Annotated in this window: 15 protein-coding genes and 2 pseudogenes; 10 read left to right on the top strand and 7 right to left on the bottom strand. The window is 71.5% G+C overall.

Annotated elements, in window-relative coordinates; genetic code table 11:
* The first annotated feature begins 16 nt into the window (after nt 1–16).
* Nucleotides 17–721, top strand: coding sequence for a DUF3159 domain-containing protein (locus J1M44_RS08770; RefSeq protein ID WP_002858147.1), 705 nt, complete (start codon nt 17–19; stop codon nt 719–721).
* Here the strand turns inward: J1M44_RS08770 and J1M44_RS08765 are convergent.
* On the bottom strand, nt 673–1,386 hold the full coding sequence (locus tag J1M44_RS08765) for a potassium channel family protein (RefSeq protein WP_002858144.1): 714 nt from the start codon (nt 1,384–1,386) through the stop codon (nt 673–675). The genes J1M44_RS08770 and J1M44_RS08765 overlap by 49 nt on opposite strands.
* On the bottom strand, nt 1,383–2,084 hold the full coding sequence (locus tag J1M44_RS08760; protein WP_049158350.1) for a potassium channel family protein: 702 nt from the start codon (nt 2,082–2,084) through the stop codon (nt 1,383–1,385). The genes J1M44_RS08765 and J1M44_RS08760 overlap by 4 nt, the downstream gene beginning before the upstream one ends.
* A 134-nt stretch (nt 2,085–2,218) precedes the next feature.
* On the opposite strand from J1M44_RS08760, the gene J1M44_RS08755 reads away from it, so the two are divergent.
* From J1M44_RS08755 to J1M44_RS08740, 4 genes and pseudogenes are all read left to right on the top strand, one after another.
* On the top strand, nt 2,219–4,171 hold the full coding sequence (locus J1M44_RS08755; protein ID WP_060774517.1) for an APC family permease: 1,953 nt from the start codon (nt 2,219–2,221) through the stop codon (nt 4,169–4,171).
* 159 nt (nt 4,172–4,330) lie between these two features.
* Complete coding sequence (locus J1M44_RS08750; RefSeq protein WP_002858141.1) at nt 4,331–5,803, top strand: class I SAM-dependent RNA methyltransferase; 1,473 nt, start codon at nt 4,331–4,333, stop codon at nt 5,801–5,803.
* Nucleotides 5,804–6,004: 201 nt separating this feature from the next.
* On the top strand, nt 6,005–8,707 hold the full coding sequence (gene acnA, locus J1M44_RS08745; RefSeq protein ID WP_002858140.1) for an aconitate hydratase AcnA: 2,703 nt from the start codon (nt 6,005–6,007) through the stop codon (nt 8,705–8,707).
* Between the two features lie 225 nt (nt 8,708–8,932).
* Nucleotides 8,933–9,357: pseudogene (locus tag J1M44_RS08740) on the top strand (transposase); the annotation flags it as partial.
* Between the two features lie 386 nt (nt 9,358–9,743).
* Here J1M44_RS08740 and J1M44_RS08735 read toward each other — a convergent pair.
* From J1M44_RS08735 to J1M44_RS08720, 4 genes are all read right to left on the bottom strand, one after another.
* The gene (locus J1M44_RS08735; RefSeq protein WP_136940484.1) at nt 9,744–10,367 is read right to left on the bottom strand and encodes a CueP family metal-binding protein; all 624 of its coding nucleotides are present in this window, start codon (nt 10,365–10,367) and stop codon (nt 9,744–9,746) included.
* A 181-nt stretch (nt 10,368–10,548) separates the two neighbouring features.
* Entirely contained in the window at nt 10,549–10,884 is a 336-nt protein-coding gene (locus J1M44_RS08730) for a metal-sensitive transcriptional regulator (protein ID WP_174232817.1), read from the bottom strand.
* An 11-nt stretch (nt 10,885–10,895) separates the two neighbouring features.
* On the bottom strand, nt 10,896–13,031 hold the full coding sequence (locus tag J1M44_RS08725) for a heavy metal translocating P-type ATPase (RefSeq protein ID WP_206480852.1): 2,136 nt from the start codon (nt 13,029–13,031) through the stop codon (nt 10,896–10,898).
* Nucleotides 13,032–13,120: 89 nt separating this feature from the next.
* The gene (locus J1M44_RS08720; RefSeq protein WP_144823947.1) at nt 13,121–13,708 is read right to left on the bottom strand and encodes a YdhK family protein; all 588 of its coding nucleotides are present in this window, start codon (nt 13,706–13,708) and stop codon (nt 13,121–13,123) included.
* A 141-nt stretch (nt 13,709–13,849) separates the two neighbouring features.
* On the opposite strand from J1M44_RS08720, the pseudogene J1M44_RS12030 reads away from it, so the two are divergent.
* The 5 genes and pseudogenes from J1M44_RS12030 to J1M44_RS08700 all read left to right on the top strand — a co-directional run.
* Nucleotides 13,850–13,954 (top strand): annotated as a pseudogene (locus tag J1M44_RS12030) (cation diffusion facilitator family transporter); the annotation flags it as partial.
* A gap of 20 nt (nt 13,955–13,974) precedes the next feature.
* On the top strand, nt 13,975–15,990 hold the full coding sequence (dxs, locus tag J1M44_RS08715; protein WP_002857092.1) for a 1-deoxy-D-xylulose-5-phosphate synthase: 2,016 nt from the start codon (nt 13,975–13,977) through the stop codon (nt 15,988–15,990).
* Nucleotides 15,987–16,505 carry a hypothetical protein gene (locus J1M44_RS08710; RefSeq protein WP_002857091.1) on the top strand — a complete coding sequence of 173 codons (519 nt, stop codon included), beginning with the start codon at nt 15,987–15,989 and terminating at the stop codon, nt 16,503–16,505. Before dxs ends, J1M44_RS08710 begins: the two co-directional genes overlap by 4 nt.
* A gap of 3 nt (nt 16,506–16,508) precedes the next feature.
* Nucleotides 16,509–17,483, top strand: coding sequence for an aldo/keto reductase (locus J1M44_RS08705; protein ID WP_065573138.1), 975 nt, complete (start codon nt 16,509–16,511; stop codon nt 17,481–17,483).
* Nucleotides 17,483–17,821, top strand: a complete 339-nt coding sequence (locus J1M44_RS08700; RefSeq protein WP_065573137.1) for a PLD nuclease N-terminal domain-containing protein — start codon at nt 17,483–17,485, stop codon at nt 17,819–17,821. Before J1M44_RS08705 ends, J1M44_RS08700 begins: the two co-directional genes overlap by 1 nt.
* A gap of 7 nt (nt 17,822–17,828) precedes the next feature.
* Here J1M44_RS08700 and J1M44_RS08695 read toward each other — a convergent pair whose 3' ends face one another.
* Nucleotides 17,829–18,341: a Rieske (2Fe-2S) protein gene (locus J1M44_RS08695; RefSeq protein ID WP_065573136.1), complete on the bottom strand. Its 513-nt coding sequence runs from the start codon at nt 18,339–18,341 to the stop codon at nt 17,829–17,831.
* Nucleotides 18,342–18,424 lie beyond the last annotated feature (83 nt).

Raw genomic sequence — 18,424 nt, 5'->3', positions numbered from 1 at the left:
CCCGAGAGGAGAGCCCATGACCGAGCCGCACGGCCCCGCCACCGCCGCCCCGGACGGCGCCGGCCCCCTGCCGTCTCGAGCCCGTCTGGACGAGCGCGGCCGCCTCGACGCGCTGGGCAGCGTCGGTGGCTGGCGCGGCATCGTCGAGGCCTCCCTGCCCACCCTCGTCTACATGGTCGGCTACGTCGCCACCCAGCAGGTGTGGCCCTCCGGCGTGGCGGCCGTCGTGGTCGCACTCGTGCTGGGCGTCGCGCGCCTCGTCCAGCGCCAGTCGCCGGTCCAGGTACTGGCCGGCCTCGCCGTCGTCGTTCTGTCCGTCGTGGTCTCCCTGACCACCGGCCAGGCCCGCGACTACTACCTGTGGGGCTTCGTCACCAACGCCGCCTATGGCCTCGCGTTCGCGGTGTCCGCCCTCGTGGGTTGGCCCGCGGCGGGCCTGGTGCTCGGCCTCGTGCGCGCCGAGGGGACCCGCTGGCGGGCCCAGCGGCGTCGGCGCCGCGCCTACGCCGCGGCCACCTGGATCCTGGTGGCCGTGTTCGCGCTGCGCCTGGCGGTGCAGGTGCCCCTCTACCTCGGGGACGCCGTCACCGCGCTCGGGGTGGCCCGCCTGGTGATGGGCCTGCCGCTCTATGCCCTGGGGCTCTGGCTCGCCTGGTCCGTCAGCTCGCCCGGTCAGGACGACGGCGTGCCGGCGGACTCCGCCGTCTCCGAGCGCCCCTGAACGCGGCCCTCGCCGATGAGGAGGCGACGCAGGGCCGGCTCGGCGGAGCCGGCGGCCAGGAAGAAGAGCTCGTCGCCCACCTCCAGGACCTCGTCCGCCGACGCCTGCCGGGGGGCACCGTCGCGCACGACCGCCACGAGCGGAGCCTCCTGCGGCCAGGACACGGTGCCGATGCGTCGACCCTCGAGCCAGTGCTCCGCCGGAACCCGGAACTCGGACAGCGCCGCGCCGCCGGCCTCCAGTCTGAGCAGACGCACGAGGTCCCCGGTCTCGACGGCCTCCTCCACGAGCGCGGTCATGATCGAGGGGGTGGACACGGCCACGTCCACACCCCACGACTCGTCGAAGAGCCAGTCGTTGAGCGGGTTGTTGACGCGGGCCACGGTGCGGCCGACGCCGAACTCCGAGCGGCTCAGCAGGGAGCACACGAGGTTGACCCGGTCGTCACCGGTCGCCGCGACGAGCACGTCCGCCTCCAGGGCGCCGCACTGTTCGAGCACGGTCAGGTCGCACGCATCCCCGAGGACGAGGCGCGCGCCGCCGACATCGGCCTTGCGGGCCGCGTCCGCGCGCGCCTCGACGACGACCACCTCGTGGCCGTGCGCGTGCAGCTCCCGCGCGATGGAGGCGCCCACGGCGCCCGCTCCGGCGATGACGGCCCTCATGCCCGTCCCTCCTCGTCCTCGTCCGTGCCGTCTGGCACGCGTGCCTCGCCCTGCAGGGCGGCCTCCACCCGGTCCCGGCGGTCCACCGGGTAGACGGCGTGGAGCACGTCGCCCTCCTGCAGGCGGTCGCCCGGCCGGGGCAGCTGACCGTCGCCGAGCCGGGTGAGGTAGGCGATGCGCATCCCCACCGTGGACTCGACCTCGGTCAGCCGACGGCCCCACCACGAGGAGTGGGGGACCAGCTCGGTCACGAGCAGTCGGCCGGAGCCGTCGCGGTGCTCCGCGTCGGCGGTGCCGGCCGGCAGCAGCCGGTGCAGCACCTGGTCGGCCGTCCACTGGATCGAGGCGACCGTGGGGATGCCCAGGCGCTGGTACAGCCGGGCCCGGTCGGTGTCGTAGATGCGCGCCACCACGTGGTCCACGTGGAAGGTCTCGCGGGCCACGCGGGCGGCGATGATGTTCGTGTTGTCGTCCGCGGTCACGGCCGCCAGGCCCTGCGCGCGGTCGATGCCCGCGGCGAGCAGCGCGGAGCGGTCGAAGCCCACACCGGCCACGAGCTCGCCGGAGAAGCCGGGGGCCAGCCCCTCCACGGTCCGCGGGTCGCGGTCCACGAGGGCGACGCCGTGACCGGCCGCGTCCAGCGCGGCCGCCAGCCGGGTGCCCACCCGTCCGCCGCCGACGATCACGTAGTGGGCCATGCCCGTCCCTGCCTCTCGTGCGGTGCTCCGTGCGCCGGGGAGCCGACGCGGGCTCCATCCTCGCATCCGGCGGGCACGTCCGGGAGCATCCGCGTCGCCGCGGTGCCCGGGCCCGGCGGGGGTACCGTGGTGCGGTGGCCTCGCTGTCCTCCCTCCTGCGCCGCGGCCTCCTCGGTCGCCCCGTGACGTCGCACGCCGCCGACGAGCCCCGCATGAACCGGTGGCGGGCGCTGCCCGTGACGTCGTCGAACGCCCTGTCCTCCCTCGCCTACGCCCCGGACGAGGTCATCCTCACCCTGGTCGCCGCCGGCACGTCCGCGCTCGCGCTCGGACCCGCCGTCGGCTGGGCCGTCGTCGCGGTGATGTTGCTCATCGTCGTGTCCTTCCGCGCCGCGGTCGCCGCCGTTCCGCACGGCGGCATCTACCACATGGCCGGCACGAAGTTCGGCCCGAGGGCCGGTGTCGTCGCCTCGGCCGCGCTCCTGCTGGACTTCGTGTTCACCGCCGCGGTCTCCGTGGCCGCCTTCGCCCACTTCGTGGCGGCGTTGGCCCCCGGGCTCACCGTCGGCAGCCGCGTGCTGGTGGCCTCGGCCGCGCTCGTGGGCGTGCTGCTGGCCGCACTCCGCGGGGTGCGGCTGTCCCGGTGGGTGCTGCCCGTGCTCGTGGGCGTGTTCGTCGCCCTGACCGGGCTGCTCGTCCTGGCGGGTCTGTGGCAGGAGGGTCGTGGGCTGCTCGGCGCGGCGCCGACGGCCGGGTGGACGCAGGAGGGCGCCGGGGTCGGCGAGACCGTCGGCACCGTGGCGACGGCGCTGCTCGCCCTGCGCGCGTTCAGCGCGGGATCGGTGCTGCTCACCGGCGTCGAGGTGCCGGTGTCGAGCACCCGCCTGATGGCCCGGCCGGCCGTGCCCATGGTGCGGTGGGTGCTCACCGTGATGGCCCTCACCCTCGGCGCGCTGACTGTGGGCGTCATGCATCTGGCCCAGCGCACCGGCGTCGTCGTCGGGCTGGAGCTGGAGAACCTCCGGGACGCCGCGGGCGCGGAGGTCACGCCCGACCGCGCCCCCGCCCCCGTGCTCGCCCAGCTCGCGGACACCGTGTACGGCCCGGGCAGCGTCCTGTCCGTCGCCACCATCGCGGCCACCGCCCTGCTCCTGCTGTTCGCGGCCAAGTCGGCGTTCCGCTCGTTCCCCGCCCTGGCCGCGCGCGTGGCCGAGGACGGCTACCTGCCCCGGCAGCTGAGGGTCCGCAGCGACCGGCTCGTGCACACGTGGAGCGTCCTCGGGATGGGGGCCGTGGCCCTCTCGCTCGTGTTGTTCTTCGAGGCCCGGACCGCCCTGCTGGTACAGCTCTACGTCATCGGCGTGCTCCTGGCCTTCACGCTCGCGCAGGCCGGCATGCTGCGGCTGTGGCGCCGTCGGCTCGTGCACACGCCGGGCGCCCGGGCCCGCGCGGCCGTCCGGCTGCGCCTGATCATCACGTCGGTGGCCTGGGTGGTCACGGCGCTGGCGGGCGTCGTCGTCCTGGTCACCCGCTTCACGCAGGGCGCGTGGGTGGCGCTGCTGGCGATCGTGCTCGGCTCGCTGGTGATGGGGCGGATCCGCCGCCACTACGCGGACGTGGACCGCGAGCTCGCACCGGACCCCCAGGACGACGCGCGGGCCCTGCCCTCGCGGGTCCACGTGGTGGTCGTCGTGACCACGCTGGACCGGCCGGCACTGCGGGCGCTGGCCTACGCCCGCGCGTCGCGGCCGTCCTCGCTCGAGGCCGTCGTCGTGGACGCCGAGCGCGCCGCCACCCTGGAGGTGATCGACGCCTGGGAGCGCGCCGGCCTGCCGATGTCGCTCACCGTGATCGCCTCGCCCTACCGCGACACGGTGGCCCCCCTGGTGCGGCATGTGCGCGAGCACCGACGCCGCTCCCCGCGGGACCTGACCATGGTGTTCATCCCGGAGTACGTGGTCCGGCCCGGCTGGCGCACGCTCCTGCACAACCGAACCGCCACCCGCCAGACGCGGCGGCTGCAGCGGGAGCCGGGCGTGATGGTGGGCTCGGTGCCGTGGCAGGTCCACGAGGGCCAGGGCTCCTGACCGCCCCGGCGCCCCCGGCGAGCGGCGGATGACGCCGTCCGACGGCGCGCCCAAGATCGAGGCGACACAGCCGCATCGGTCTGCAAGGATGGTGATGATCTGGCCAGTCGATGCTCAGGGCAAGACCTGAAGCGCGCTGCGATGCGAGAGGAGCCAGAGATGGCAGTCGTCGACACAACCACAGACGTCACCGGGATCGGAGGGACCATCGAGGTGGAGGTCGGGGCCATGGCCCACGGCGGCCATTGCGTGGCCCGGCACGAGGGGCGGGTCGTCTTCGTGCGCCACGCCGTGCCCGGCGAGAAGGTCCGGGTGGCCCTGACCGAGGCCGAGGAGGGCGCCCGCTTCTGGCGCGGCGACGTCGTGGAGGTGCTGCGGCCCTCCGAGTTCCGCCGCATCCACCAGTGGAAGCTGGCCGACATGCTGCGCGCCCACGCCTCGGGCCGCCCGCCCGTGGGCGGCGCCGAGTTCGGCCACATCGTGGTCCCGCACCAGCGCCGGCTCAAGGCCCAGGTCTTCCGGGACACGGTGCACCGCATCGCCGACCTCGCGGTGGAGCCGGAGGTGTGCTTCGCCGGCTCCGAGGACGAGCCCACCGGCCAGCGCTGGCGCACCCGCAACGCGTTCGCGGTGACCCCTCAGGGGCACATCGCGATGCACGCCTACCGTTCGGCGACCCTGCTGCCCGTGCGCAACATGCCGCTCGGCGTGCCCGCCCTCGACGCGCTCGCCCTGTGGGACTGGGACTTCACCGGGGCGGCCCGCGTGGACGTCGCGACGCCGGCCTCCGGCTCCCGCCCCCTCGTGCTGGTGACGCCCACCCCGCAGACGCGGGCGGACGAGGTCAAGCTCGGCCGGCTGCGCACCCGGATCCGCCAGGCCGCCAATGCGTGCGGCGTGGACGTCTCCACCGGCCTGGCCCTGCCCGGCCCGAAGCGGTTCCTGCCGGTCAAGGTCGAGCGCATCACCGGGAAGACCTGGGTCGAGGAGACCGTGGAGTCCGAGCGCGGCGGCACCAAGCGCTTCCGTGTCACGGGTGACGGCTTCTGGCAGGTCCACCAGCACGCCCCGGCCACCCTCGTGGACGCGGTGCTCGAGGACGCGCGCGTCGAGCCGGGCCAGGTCGTGGCCGACCTCTACGGCGGCGCCGGCCTGTTCAGCGCGTACCTGGCGGACGCCGTGGGACCCGAGGGCCGCGTGTACTCGGTGGAGGCCTCCCGCCAGGCCTCGAAGGACGCCCGCCGCAACCTGCACGACCAGCCGCAGGCCTCGGTGCTCAACGGCCCCACGGACAAGGTGCTCGGCAGCTGGCTGAAGTACCCCGAGCGCCCCGTGGCCGACGGCGGCCTCGGCGGTGCCGCGCTGGACACCGTCGTCCTGGACCCGCCGCGGGCCGGCGCGGGGCGGCGGGCGATCGAGCGCATCCTCGCGCTCGAGCCGGGCCGCATCGTGTACGTCTCGTGCGATCCCGCCTCGTTCGCCCGTGACCTGGCGTGGCTGCGCGACGGCGGCTACGAGGTGGAGCGCGCCCGCGTGTTCGACCTCTACCCGGACACGCACCACCTCGAGTCGGTGACCGTGCTGGTGCCGGCCGCCCAGAGCACCCCGGCCGCGGCCGTCGTCGAGATCTGATCCGGCATCCGCGCGGCGGCCTGCGGGCCGCCGCGCGCCATGCCCGCGTCACACGGGACCGGCGCGGTACCCTGGGACGCAGTGCGGCACCTGTGACGCAGACGACGCCCGTCCCGGACGGCGCGCGGTCCGCGACCGCGGGTGACCACCCCCCACTGGACGAGCGCCCGGAGGAAACCGGGCGGGAAGAGGAGTCCTCTTGTGACCACCGTCGACAGCTTCGGCTCCAAGGGCGTCCTGGACGTCAAGGGCGCCGAGTATGAGATTTTCCGTCTGAACAAGGTCGAGGGGGCGCAGAAGCTGCCCTACTCCCTGAAGGTGCTGCTGGAGAACCTGCTGCGCACCGAGGACGGCGCCAACGTGACCGCCGACCAGATCAAGGCCCTGGCCGCCTGGGACCCGAACGCCCAGCCGGACACCGAGATCCAGTTCACGCCGGCGCGCGTGATCATGCAGGACTTCACCGGCGTGCCCTGCGTCGTGGACCTGGCCACCATGCGTGAGGCCATCCAGGACCTGGGCGGCGACCCGGAGCGCGTGAACCCGCTCTCCCCGGCCGAGCTCGTGATCGACCACTCCGTGCAGATCGACTCCTTCGGCAACGACGCCGCCATCGAGCGGAACATGGAGATCGAGTACGAGCGCAACGGGGAGCGCTACAAGTTCCTGCGCTGGGGCCAGACCGCCTTCGACGACTTCAAGGTCGTCCCCCCGGGCATGGGCATCGTCCACCAGGTCAACATCGAGAACCTGGCCCGCACCGTGATGACCCGCGAGGTCGACGGCGTGCTGCGCGCCTACCCGGACTCCTGCGTCGGCACCGACTCGCACACCACCATGGTCAACGGCCTGGGCGTGCTCGGCTGGGGCGTCGGCGGCATCGAGGCCGAGGCCGCGATGCTCGGCCAGCCCGTGTCCATGCTGATCCCGCGGGTCGTGGGCTTCAAGCTGACCGGCAGCATCCCGTCCGGCGCCACCGCGACCGACGTCGTGCTGACCATCACCGAGATGCTCCGCCAGCACGGCGTGGTCGGCAAGTTCGTCGAGTTCTACGGCGAGGGCGTCGGCTCCGTGCCCCTGGCCAACCGCGCCACCATCGGCAACATGTCGCCCGAGTTCGGCTCCACCGCCGCGATCTTCCCGATCGACGAGGTCACCCTCGACTACCTGCGCCTGACCGGTCGCTCCGAGGAGCAGGTCGCCCTCGTGGAGGCGTACACCAAGGAGCAGGGGATGTGGCACGACCCGTCCTCCGAGGTCGCGTACTCCGAGTACCTCGAGCTGGACCTGTCCACCGTGGTGCCCTCCATCTCCGGCCCGAAGCGCCCCCAGGACCGCATCGAGCTCACCGACTCCAAGGACCAGTTCCGCAAGGACCTGCACAACTACGCCACGCAGGACGAGGCCGGCGAGGGCCGCCCGTCCAAGCTCGTGGACGTGGCCATGGCGGACGGCCGTCAGTTCCAGCTGGACCACGGCGCCGTGTCCATCGCCTCGATCACCTCGTGCACCAACACGTCCAACCCGTCCGTGATGATGGCGGCCGGCGTGCTGGCCCGCAACGCGGTCGCCAAGGGCCTGAAGTCCAAGCCGTGGGTGAAGACCTCCGTGGCCCCGGGCTCCCGCGTGGTCACCGACTACTACGAGAAGTCCGGGCTGCGCGAGTCCCTCAACGACCTCGGCTTCAACGTGGTCGGCTACGGCTGCACCACCTGCATCGGCAACTCCGGCCCGCTGGAGTCCGAGATCTCCGAGGCCATCCAGGAGAACGACCTGTCCGTGACCGCGGTGCTCTCCGGCAACCGCAACTTCGAGGGCCGCATCAACCCGGACGTGAAGATGAACTACCTGGCCTCCCCGCCGCTGGTGGTCGCCTACGCCCTGGCCGGCACCATGGACTTCGACTTCGAGAACGAGGCCCTGGGCCAGGACACCGAGGGCAACGACGTCTTCCTCCAGGACATCTGGCCGGACCCGACCGAGGTCCAGAAGATCATCGACGCGTCGATCGACACCGAGATGTTCACCTCGCAGTACGCCACGATCTTCGACGGCGACGAGCGCTGGCAGTCCCTGGAGACCCCCTCGGGCTCCACCTTCGAGTGGGACGAGAAGTCCACCTACGTGCGCAAGCCCCCGTACTTCGAGGGCATGACCATGCAGCCGGACCCGGTGTCGGACATCTCCGGCGCCCGCGTCCTGCTCAAGCTGGGCGACTCCGTGACCACGGACCACATCTCCCCGGCCGGCTCCTTCAAGTCGGACACCCCGGCGGGCCGCTACCTGCTGGAGAACGGCGTGCAGCGCAAGGACTTCAACTCCTACGGCTCCCGTCGTGGCAACCATGAGGTGATGATCCGCGGCACGTTCGCGAACATCCGCATCAAGAACCAGCTGCTCGACGGCGTGGAGGGCGGCTTCACCCGCGACTTCACCCAGGAGGGCGCCCCGCAGGCCTACGTGTACGACGCGGCGCAGAACTACGCCGAGCAGGGCACCCCGCTGGTGGTCCTGGGCGGCAAGGAGTACGGTTCCGGCTCCTCCCGTGACTGGGCGGCCAAGGGCACCGCGCTCCTGGGCGTCAAGGCCGTGATCACCGAGTCCTTCGAGCGCATCCACCGCTCGAACCTCATCGGCATGGGTGTGCTGCCGCTGCAGTTCCCCGAGGGTGAGAACGCCGACTCGCTGGGCCTGACCGGCACCGAGACCTTCGACATCTCCGGCATCATCGCCCTCAACGAGGGCACCACGCCGAAGACCGTGAAGGTCACGGCCACCGGTGAGGACGGCAAGGTCACCGAGTTCGACGCGGTCGTCCGCATCGACACCCCCGGTGAGGCCGAGTACTACCGCAACGGCGGCATCCTGCAGTACGTGCTCCGTCAGATCGCCTCGAAGGCCTGATCCACGGGACACCGCGCGCGGGCACCACGACGGCGGCCCGCCGCCCTCCGCACGGGGGGCGGCGGGCCGCCGTCGTCGTGGGCGCCGGGGGCGACTCCGGTGCACGACCGCTCTTCATCCCCCAGTGCAGGGACCGGCTCACCCTTGGGCCAGACGGGCCTCGGGCGTGTCTGACAATGAAGCCGGGGGGCGGCCGGCACCCTCGACGACACGTCCCGGTTCCAGATGCTCTCCCACGCCCCCACAGGCCGGCAGGGCCGGCCGTTCGCCGATACCCGCACGATGCTCGACGCCATCATCCACCGGTACAGGTGCATCGATCCCCTGGCAGGACCTGCCCGAGGTCTACGGGCCCTGACAGTGACGTGTGGACCTGGCACCGGCGCATGGCCGAACAGGGCATCTGGACGACGATGCGGGCAACACCGACCCCCTGCAGCGGAGGCCGAAGGCCTGATCGATGGGTCGGCCTCGGTAGACTCCACGATCGCCCACGCACATCAGCGCGCCACGAACACCACCCGGCTCACAGGGGGCTGGATCGAACGACAGGAATCCGCGTGAAGGACCCCGCCGATCACGGCATCGGGCGCCCCTGGGGCGGGCTGAGCACGAAGACCCATCAGCTGATCGACGGGGCAGGGCTGCCGTGGTCCTGAATGCTGTGCTCGCGTGGTCGACGGCATTCTCAGACACGCCCTCGTAGCGTGTTCGAACTGATCAACGATCCAGGTCAAGTGCTCAAGAGGCTCGGCGAGGCTCAGCACCGGCAGGCATGAGCGTGAGGACCCGGACAGAGAGGATCCCCCACAGTGCACATCGTGAAGGGGCGTGAGTGATGTAGTGCTCTTCAGTTGGCACTGATTGATACTGGTCGACGAGGCTTCAGCCCGGTCTGCTTATGCCCTCCGATGACTCTGAAGCCGGCTCTCGGGCGAATCCTCACATCGGGACGCCGAGACCCTTGGGGCATCCAAGGACGGGACGTCTCGACGCCTGATCTGTCGGGGCTGCAGAGGAGCATGAGGCCTGGGCCTCAAGCCAGCTGAAGACCGGTCAAGCAGGTGGGGTCGTCGGGGCGGGTCGAGATGGCCTTTTCCGCGGTGCGGCCTTCAGCTGAGACCGTGAGAGTGGCGTCAATTCCACGCGGCAGCCAGACCCCGACGAATCCGTTGTCGTGAGTCGTCAGCGTTTCATCGAGGATGGTCTCCCCGGACGTCGCCTCGACCACGGTGACGTGGACGTCCGTATTGGCGAGTTCGCCGCTGCACGTAGTGAGGCTGTGGAAGTAGCATTCGTGAGTCTGGCTGCGATACGGGGCGATAGAGACGTAGAATTCGTCTTCTGGCATCCGCAGGGTGGTCTGATTGTTCTGATCGTCGGTCAGTACAAGCTGGTCCGGTTCAATCGAAGCGATGAATTCGGACGAGCGATCTGTCATCTTCGTTGAGTCGAGGCGCTCGATGATCTCGCGAGCATTCAATCCGTCTAGATCGTGCTCGACCACCAGTGAGCGATCGGATCCTGGATCAGCGGACGGTCCCGCATCAGCACAGCCGCTGAGCAGGAGGACGGCGCTGGTCGCCAGACCGGTGAAGGCCGCGCAGATTCTCAGGCGGATCCTGGAGGACTGGATCGGAGCAACAATGGCAAGTGGCATGCCCAACTCTTTTCTCAGGTGAACGTGTTCATGTCGTCAGGTTGGACCGAAGGCATCCGAGTTCGCCGGTGTCAAGGGTTCGACGAGGTGCGACGCACGCCTGCCCGGAGACATCGAGAGCCTTGTCCTGATCTGGGGCCAACCGGTCCGAGGCACCCTGTGTTGACGACATCGGATGGTGTCAGGAGCGCACGAGGCGATTGATGGCGTCGCTGGCCTCCTGGATCGTGGCGATGGCCGCGTCTTCATCGCCTTTCCTGACGGCGTCGGGCACGCACTGCTTGGGGTGGTCATCGAGCAGACCGGTCGCCACTCCTTGCAGGGCGCGGGTGAGGGCCGAGACCTGGGTGAGGATGTCGATGCAGTACTTTTCGTCATCGATCATCGTCGTGATGCCGCGGGCTTGGCCTTCGACACGCTTCATGCGGTTGCGGTAGCGGTCCTTGTCACTGATGTAGCCGTGCCGATGGGCTCCGGTGTCGGTGCCGGTCTCATCGGCTGCAGTGTCAGTGGTCACGGGTGTGTCCTTCACTTCTGGTGCTCCAGGACGGAGCGGGTGCTGGCAGCTGGGGCGAGGTCGATGCGACGCAGCAGCTGGGCGTTGAGCGCGACGACGACGGTGGAGATCGACATCAGGATCGCGCCCACTGACATCGGCATGACGAAGCCGACGGGTGCGAGCACGCCAGCCGCGAGCGGCACGGAGAGCACGTTGTACCCTGCAGCCCACCACAGGTTCTGCTTCATTTTGCGGTATGCGGCGCGGGAGAGCTGGATCACCGAGAGCACGCTGCGCGGGTCGGAGCTGGCGAGGATGACACCGGCAGAGGCGATGGCGACGTCGGTGCCGGCCCCGATGGCGATGCCGACGTCGGCCTGGGCCAGGGCAGGGGCGTCGTTGACGCCGTCGCCGACCATGGCGACCTTCTTGCCCTCCTTCTGCAGCTGGTCGACCTTGGCGGATTTGTCCTCGGGGCGGACGCCGGCGAAGACCCGGTCGATGCCGAGCTCTCTTCCCACCTCGTTCGCCACGGCTTCCGCGTCGCCGGTGATCATGACGACCTCGACGCCGAGCTGATGGAGCGCATCGACGGCGTCGCGGGACTCTGGGCGAACCTCGTCGGCGAGCTTGAGACCGCCGATGACCTTGCCGTCGCGGAGGACGTGCAGGATGATCGCACCCTCTGCCCGCCATTCGTCGGCGACACCGATCTCGTCCTGGCCGGTCTCCTCGAGCAGACGGGGTCCGCCGACGCGGATCTCATGGTCGGCCACCGTCGCGGTGACGCCGACCGCCGGGGAGGAGGTGAACCCGCTGGCCGGTTCGACGGCGAGGCCCTTCTCCTTGGCGGCGGTGACGATGGACCGGGCGAGGGGGTGCTCACTGTCGGCCTCGGCGGAGGCGGCCAGGGCGAGAAGCTGTTCGGCATTCAGGCCGCCGGTCGGCTCCACGCCGGTGACGGTGGGCTCGCCCTTGGTCAGGGTGCCGGTCTTGTCGAAGAGCACCGCGTCGACCTGGCGCATGGACTCCAGGGCGAGGCGGTCCTTGATCAGGACGCCGCCGCGGGCGGCGCGCTCGGTGGCGATGGACACGACCAGAGGGATCGCCAGACCCAGCGCATGGGGGCAGGCGATGACGAGGACAGTGATGGTGCGAACGACCGCGTCGTCGGGGAGCCCGAAGAGCGTCCAGACGACGGCGGTGATCAGCGCAGCTCCGAGGGCGAACCAGAACAGCAGGGCCGCAGCCCGGTCGGCGATGCGCTGGGCACGGGAGGATGAGCCCTGCGCCTCGGCGACGAGCCTGTTGATGCCCGCCAGAGCCGTGTCGTCGCCGGTGGCGGTGATCTCTACGCGCAGGCCGGAGTCGGTGGCCACGGTGCCGGCGGTGACGTTCTCGCCCTCGCCGCGGGCGACGGGGCGTGATTCTCCGGTGATCATGGACTCGTCCATGTCGGCGCGGCCGTCGACGATGGTGCCGTCGGCGGGGACGCTGCCGCCAGGCCGGACGATGACGACGTCGCCGACGCGCAGCTCTGCCGGGTCGACCTTGACGACGTCGTCTCCCTCTATCCGCTCAGCCTCGTCAGGGAGCAGCGCGGCGAGGGAGTCCAACGCCGAGGTGGTCTGGGCCAGGGAGCGCATCTCGATCCAGTGGCCCAGCAGCATGATGACGATCAGCAGCGCCAACTCCCACCAGAACTCGAGCTCGGGGTGGACGAGACCGACAGTGGCGGCCCAGGAGGCGAGGAACGCTACGGTGATGCCGAGCGCGATGAGCAGCATCATCCCCGGCTGGCGGCTCTTCAGCTCGCTGACAGCACCGGTGAGGAACGGTGTGCCGCCCCAGGCGTACATGACGGAGCCGAGGACTGCGGCGACCCAGCCCGCCCAGCTGGGGACCGAGTAGCCCAGGAGCATGGCGAACATGGGGGAGAACGCGACCACCGGGATGGCGATGATCAGGTTGATCCAGAACAGCCGCCGGAACTGGCCGACGTGGTCGCCGTGGCCCGCGTGACCACTGCCGTGATGACCGTGCCCGGCGTGGTCACCGTGTTCCATGGTGTGGTCTTTGTTCTCGGCGCGCGAGTCGTCATGGTGGCCGGACTCGGTGGTCGCGACGCCGTCGTGGTCATGGTGATGCGTGGTCGGGTCCGTCATGCTCTTCGCTTCCCCTCGTCATTCCCCGATCTTTCCTTCGATCGGGTCGTATTTCGCCGCGGACCTTCAGCGCGCCCGCGGCGACCGGCTCAGGAGGCCGGCTTGATCTCGCTCTCGACGACCCACTTGTGGTTGGTCATCGTCATGCCGTCGGACTCGTAGTCGACCATGTAGACGGTCTCCTCGGTGGAGGAGGCGATGGTCGCCTCCGCGCCCTCCATGCCTTCCATGTGTTCGGCCTCGAGAGTGACCTCGGTGCCGTCGGCCAGACGTTCCTCTCCGGCGTCCTTGATCTCCTGCTGGACGACCCACTTGTGATCCTTGACCGGCTCCCCGCCTGTGGACGGCGTGAAGTCCACCGCATAGGTGTACGTGTCGTACGCGCCGGCGATCGTCGCGTTCGCACCGTCCATGCCCTCCATGTGGTCGGCGGTGAGCGTGACCTCGGTGCCGACCGGGTATGTGGGCGACGCAGCCGTCTCGATGCCCTCGGGGGCGGGGCCGCCGTCCATCGGATGCTCCATCCCGCCACTGTCAGAGCTGCTGCCGTGGCCCTCGTGGTGGCTGGTCGTCGAGGGGGTCGCTTGGTCCTGGTCACCGCCGGTGCTGCAGCCGGTGAATACGAGCGCTCCTCCGAGCACTCCTGCGACGACGGTGGTCATGAGGCGCTTGCGCATGAAGTCTCCTGTTCATTCTGGTTCAGTCAACCCTATACCCCTCCGGGGTATAGATCGACTGCCGATCGGCGGGCGTGGACTCGCCCGGCCATGATCCAATCGACCCGGGGTGGTAGCACTGATGCTGCGATGGAGGACAACGGCTCGGCGGCTCTGGTCGCAGATGGAGTCGAGGCCCGAACGGACGGGTTCACCTCGCTCGCCGTCGTGACGGGAGCGGCTGCGTCCCGCCCGGGTGCGGACCCGCGGAGTAGGCTGGTCGGACCATGGAACATCTGCCCCCCACGAGCCCCGGCGCCCCGCTGCTGCCGCAGATCGCCCGCCCGGCGGACCTGTCGGCCCTCACGGAGGACCAGTTGACCGCGCTGGCGGCGGAAATCCGCGCCTACCTGATCGCCCACGTCTCCAAGACGGGCGGCCACCTCGGGCCGAACCTGGGCGTCGTCGAGCTGACGCTGGCCGTGCACCGCGTGTTCGAGTCGCCGAAGGACGCGGTCATCTTCGACACGGGCCACCAGTCGTACGTGCACAAGCTGCTCACCGGACGCCAGGACTTCACGACGCTCCGCCAGGAGGGGGGCCTCTCCGGCTACGGCGATCGCACCGAGTCCGAGCACGACGTGGTGGAGTCCTCGCACGCCTCCAGCTCGCTCTCCTGGGCGGACGGCATCGCGCGGGCCTGGGCGCAGACCGGGCAGGGGGACCGCACCGTGGTGGCCGTGATCGGCGACGGCGCGCTGACCGGGGGCATGGCCTGGGAGGCCGTCAACAACATCGCCGCCGGCCGGGATCGGCGCGTGGTGATCGTCGTCAACGACAACGGCCGCTCGTACGCGCCCACGGTGGGCGGCGTCGCCGAGCACCTGGGCGGACTGCGCCGCGGGGTGCTGGACAAGGTGCGCACCCACCACCGCTACGAGCAGACCCTCGACTACCTCAAGCGCCGCCTCCAGGAGGCCGGCCTCGCGGGTGAGCTGGTGTACCGGCCGCTGCACGCGGCGAAGAAGGGCCTCAAGGACCTCTGGGCGCCGCAGGGCCTGTTCGAGGACCTGGGCATGAAGTACATCGGCCCGGTGGACGGTCACGACCTCACCGCCATGGAGGAGGCCCTCGAGGACGCGCGGGCGTACGGCGGGCCCGTGATCGTCCACGCGATGACCGAGAAGGGGCACGGCTACGCTCCGGCGGTCGCGCACGAGGCGGACCAGTTCCACGCGATCGGCGTGATCGACCCCTCCACGGGCGAGCCCATCACCTCGTCCACGGCCCAGTCCTGGACCTCCGTGTTCGGCGAGGAGATGGTCGCGATCGCGGACGAGCGGCCGGACGTCGTGGCCATCACGGCCGCCATGCAGAACCCCGTGGGCCTGGCCCCGATGGCGCTGGCCCACCCGGACCGGGTGTTCGACGTCGGCATCGCCGAGCAGCACGCGGTCACCTCGGCCGCCGGCATGGCCTTCGGCGGTCTGCACCCCGTGGTGGCCGTCTACGCGACCTTCCTCAACCGCGCCTACGACCAGGTGCTCATGGACGTGGGCCTGCACCGTGCAGGAGTGACGTTCGTGCTGGACCGCGCGGGCGTCACCGGGCCGGACGGCCCGAGCCACCACGGCATGTGGGACCTGGCCCTGCTGCAGTCGGTCCCGGGGTTGCGGATCGCCGCGCCCCGCGACGCGGACACGCTCCGGGAGGAGCTGCGCGAGGCCGTCGCCGTCGAGGACGCGCCCACCGTGGTGCGGTTCGCGAAGGGCTCGGTCGGCGAGCCGGTGCGCGCCCTGGAGCGGCTGTCGGACGGCACGGACGTGCTCGCCCGGCGCGGCGAGGCCGGCGGACGCGACGGCGCCGAGCGGGACGTGCTGATCGTGGCGGTGGGCGCGATGGCCGAGCTCGGCCTCGACGTCGCCGAACGGCTCGAGCGGCACGGCATCAGCGCCACGGTGATCGACCCGCGGTGGGTCCTGCCCGTGGCCCGATCCGTGATCGACACGGCCGCCCGCCACCGGATCGTCGTGTGCCTCGAGGACGGGGTGCGGGCCGGCGGCGTCGGCTCGCGGATCCGCCAGGAGATGCGCGCGGCCGGCGTGGACACCGCCCTGAACGAGGTCGGTCTGCCCGTCGAGTTCCTCGCCCACGGCAGCCGCGAGCAGGTGCTGGCCCGCGTGGGCCTCACCGCGCAGCGCATCACCCAGGACACCGTCGCCCAGGTCCTCGGCGCCAAGGTCCCGTACGCCCGGCCCGTCCCCGAAGACGCGGCCGCCCCCCACCACCAGGAGCAGGCATGAGCATCGTCCGGCTGTACCGTGCGACCGTCGGCGACGACGGCGCCCGGCTCTTCGAATACCGCGAGGCATGGGCCGACGCGGAGGCCGGGGAGTTCGTGGTCCACCACGGCCGGGTCGGCCAGCCCGGCACCGTCGGGGAGCAGCCCCTGGCCGACCCGGCCGAGGGCGATCAGCTGCTGGCCGCGTTCGTGGCACAGGGCGCGGAGGAGGGCTTCGCCGAGGCGGACCCCGCGACCTTCGCCGTGCTGCCGGTGGCCTACCGGCTCCGCGGCCGGGAGGCCACCGCGATCGAGCGGCGCACCGTCGAGCGGCTGCGCGTCGAGGTGACCCACCAGCTGGCCTGGCGCGGTCTCGGCGAGGTCGAGGACGTCGTCGACGAGGCCGGTGCCCTCGTGCTGCGCGTCCGCACCCCCCACGCGCGCAAGGCCGCCGCCGAGATCCCGGCGGCCGCCAAGCGCGCCGACGGCGTGCAGCCGAACAAGGTCGACGTCCGCACCGCAGAGCAGGAGGGCTGACCCGTGCGCCACACCCGTCTCGGCCGCTCCGGGCTGACCGTCTCCGTCATCGGCCTGGGCTGCAACAACCTCGGCCGCCCCGGCACCGCCACGCTGGAGCAGGCCGGCACCGACGCCGTCGTCCACGCCGCGCTCGACGCCGGCATCACCTTCTTCGACGTCGCCGACATCTACGGCGCCGAGCCCGGTCTGTCCGAGGAGCGGCTCGGCCGCGCCCTGGGCGCCCGCCGCGACGAGGTGGTGATCGGCACCAAGTTCGGCATGGACATGGGCGGTGTCGCCGGCGACGACGGCGGCGCGCGGGGCTCGCGCCGGTACATCGTGCGCGCCGTCGAGGACTCCCTGCGCCGTCTCGGCACCGACTGGATCGACCTCTACCAGTTCCACACCCCGGACCCGGCCACGCCCATCGAGGAGACCCTCCGTGCGCTCGACGACCTCGTGCGCGCCGGCAAGGTCCGCTACGTGGGCCACTCGAACCGGGCCGGGTGGCAGATCGCCCAGGCCGAGTACGTGGCCCGCGAGCTGGGCGTGGAGCGCTTCGTGTCCGCGCAGAACCACTACAACCTGCTGGACCGCCGGGCCGAGCTCGAAGTGGTCCCGGCGGCGGCGGAGTTCGGGCTCGGCGTCCTGCCGTACTTTCCGCTGGCCAACGGGCTGCTCACGGGCAAGTATTCGCAGGGCGACGCCCCCGAGGGCTCGCGCCTGTCCCACGTGCGCCAGCACATGGTGGCCGACGCCGACCTGGAGCAGCTGGCCGCGTTCGGCCGGTTCGCCCGAGAGCGGGGGATCACCGAGGTCCAGGCCGCGATCGGGTGGCTGGCGGCGCAGGGACCGGTGTCGTCCGTGATCGCCGGCGCCACCCGTGCCGCGCAGGTCGTGGAGAACGCGGCGGCGGCCGACTGGCTCGCCACCGCGGAGGACCTGGCCGAGCTGGACGCCCTGTTCCCGGGCCCGGAGAAGGTCGCGCTCTTCTGATGGTCGCCGCCCTGAGCGGCGCGGCCGGTGCGGCGGCCGCCAACCCGCTCGTGCCGACGCCGGGGGAGGCCGCCCTGGGATGGACCGTGTCCGTCGTGGCCGGCGCGCTGTGGGTGGCCGGCTTCGTCTCGCTGGGCCGCAGCCCCCTGGACGCGCGGGCGCGCCTGCCGTGGGTGGGCGTCATGCTGCTGCTGCCGGTGCTGGGGGCGCTCATCTGGTTCTGGTGGCGGCACCGCTACTACCCGGCCCGGCGGCGCGAGCAGCCGGGATGGGACCCCAACGACCGCTCCGCCGTCGTGGTGCCCCCGCGGCGACGCTACGGCGCGCCGGAGGACTGAGCCGGGCTCAGAGCTTGACGACGATGCGGTCGTCGACGACGGCCGCGTCGTAGTCCATGAGGGCCTTGCGGGCCGGGCCGCCGAACGGCTTCCCCGAGGTGACGTCGAAGTGCGAGCCGTGGCAGGGGCACGCGTAGGCCGGGCCCTCCTGCCGGTCCACGACCTGGAGCAGGCAGCCCTGGTGCGTGCACACGTTGGTGAAGGCGGTCACCGTGGTCTCGTCCACGCGATGCATCATCAGGGTCCGGCCCTGCACCTGGACCTCGCGCGACGCGCCCACGGGCAGCTCGGCGGCGGGCAGCGCGTCGACGGCGTCGGAGCCGGTGTAGTGGTCCTGCGCGGTGTCCTCCTCGCGCAGCCGGTCCGTGCAGCCGGCCAGCGCGAGTGCGCCGGCACCCGCGGCGGCGACGGCGGCGCCGCGGCCCAGGACGGTGCGGCGGGAGGTGTCCGGGCGGGCGTGGTCGCCGCAGCAGCCGGGCCGGGAGGAGTTCGGGGTGAGGGGGGAGTCCTGCGTGGTCATCGACCCATTATCGCCCGTGACGAGGGCGGATGCGACCGGGCCCGACGGGTGCGAGGATCGGGGGCTGTCTCTTCTACACATCT

Source organism: Micrococcus sp. KRD128 (genome assembly GCF_017168395.1).
Taxonomy (GTDB): domain Bacteria; phylum Actinomycetota; class Actinomycetes; order Actinomycetales; family Micrococcaceae; genus Micrococcus; species Micrococcus luteus.
Note: the sequence above shows the minus strand (reverse complement) of the source record. Positions and strands in the feature narration are given on the sequence as shown.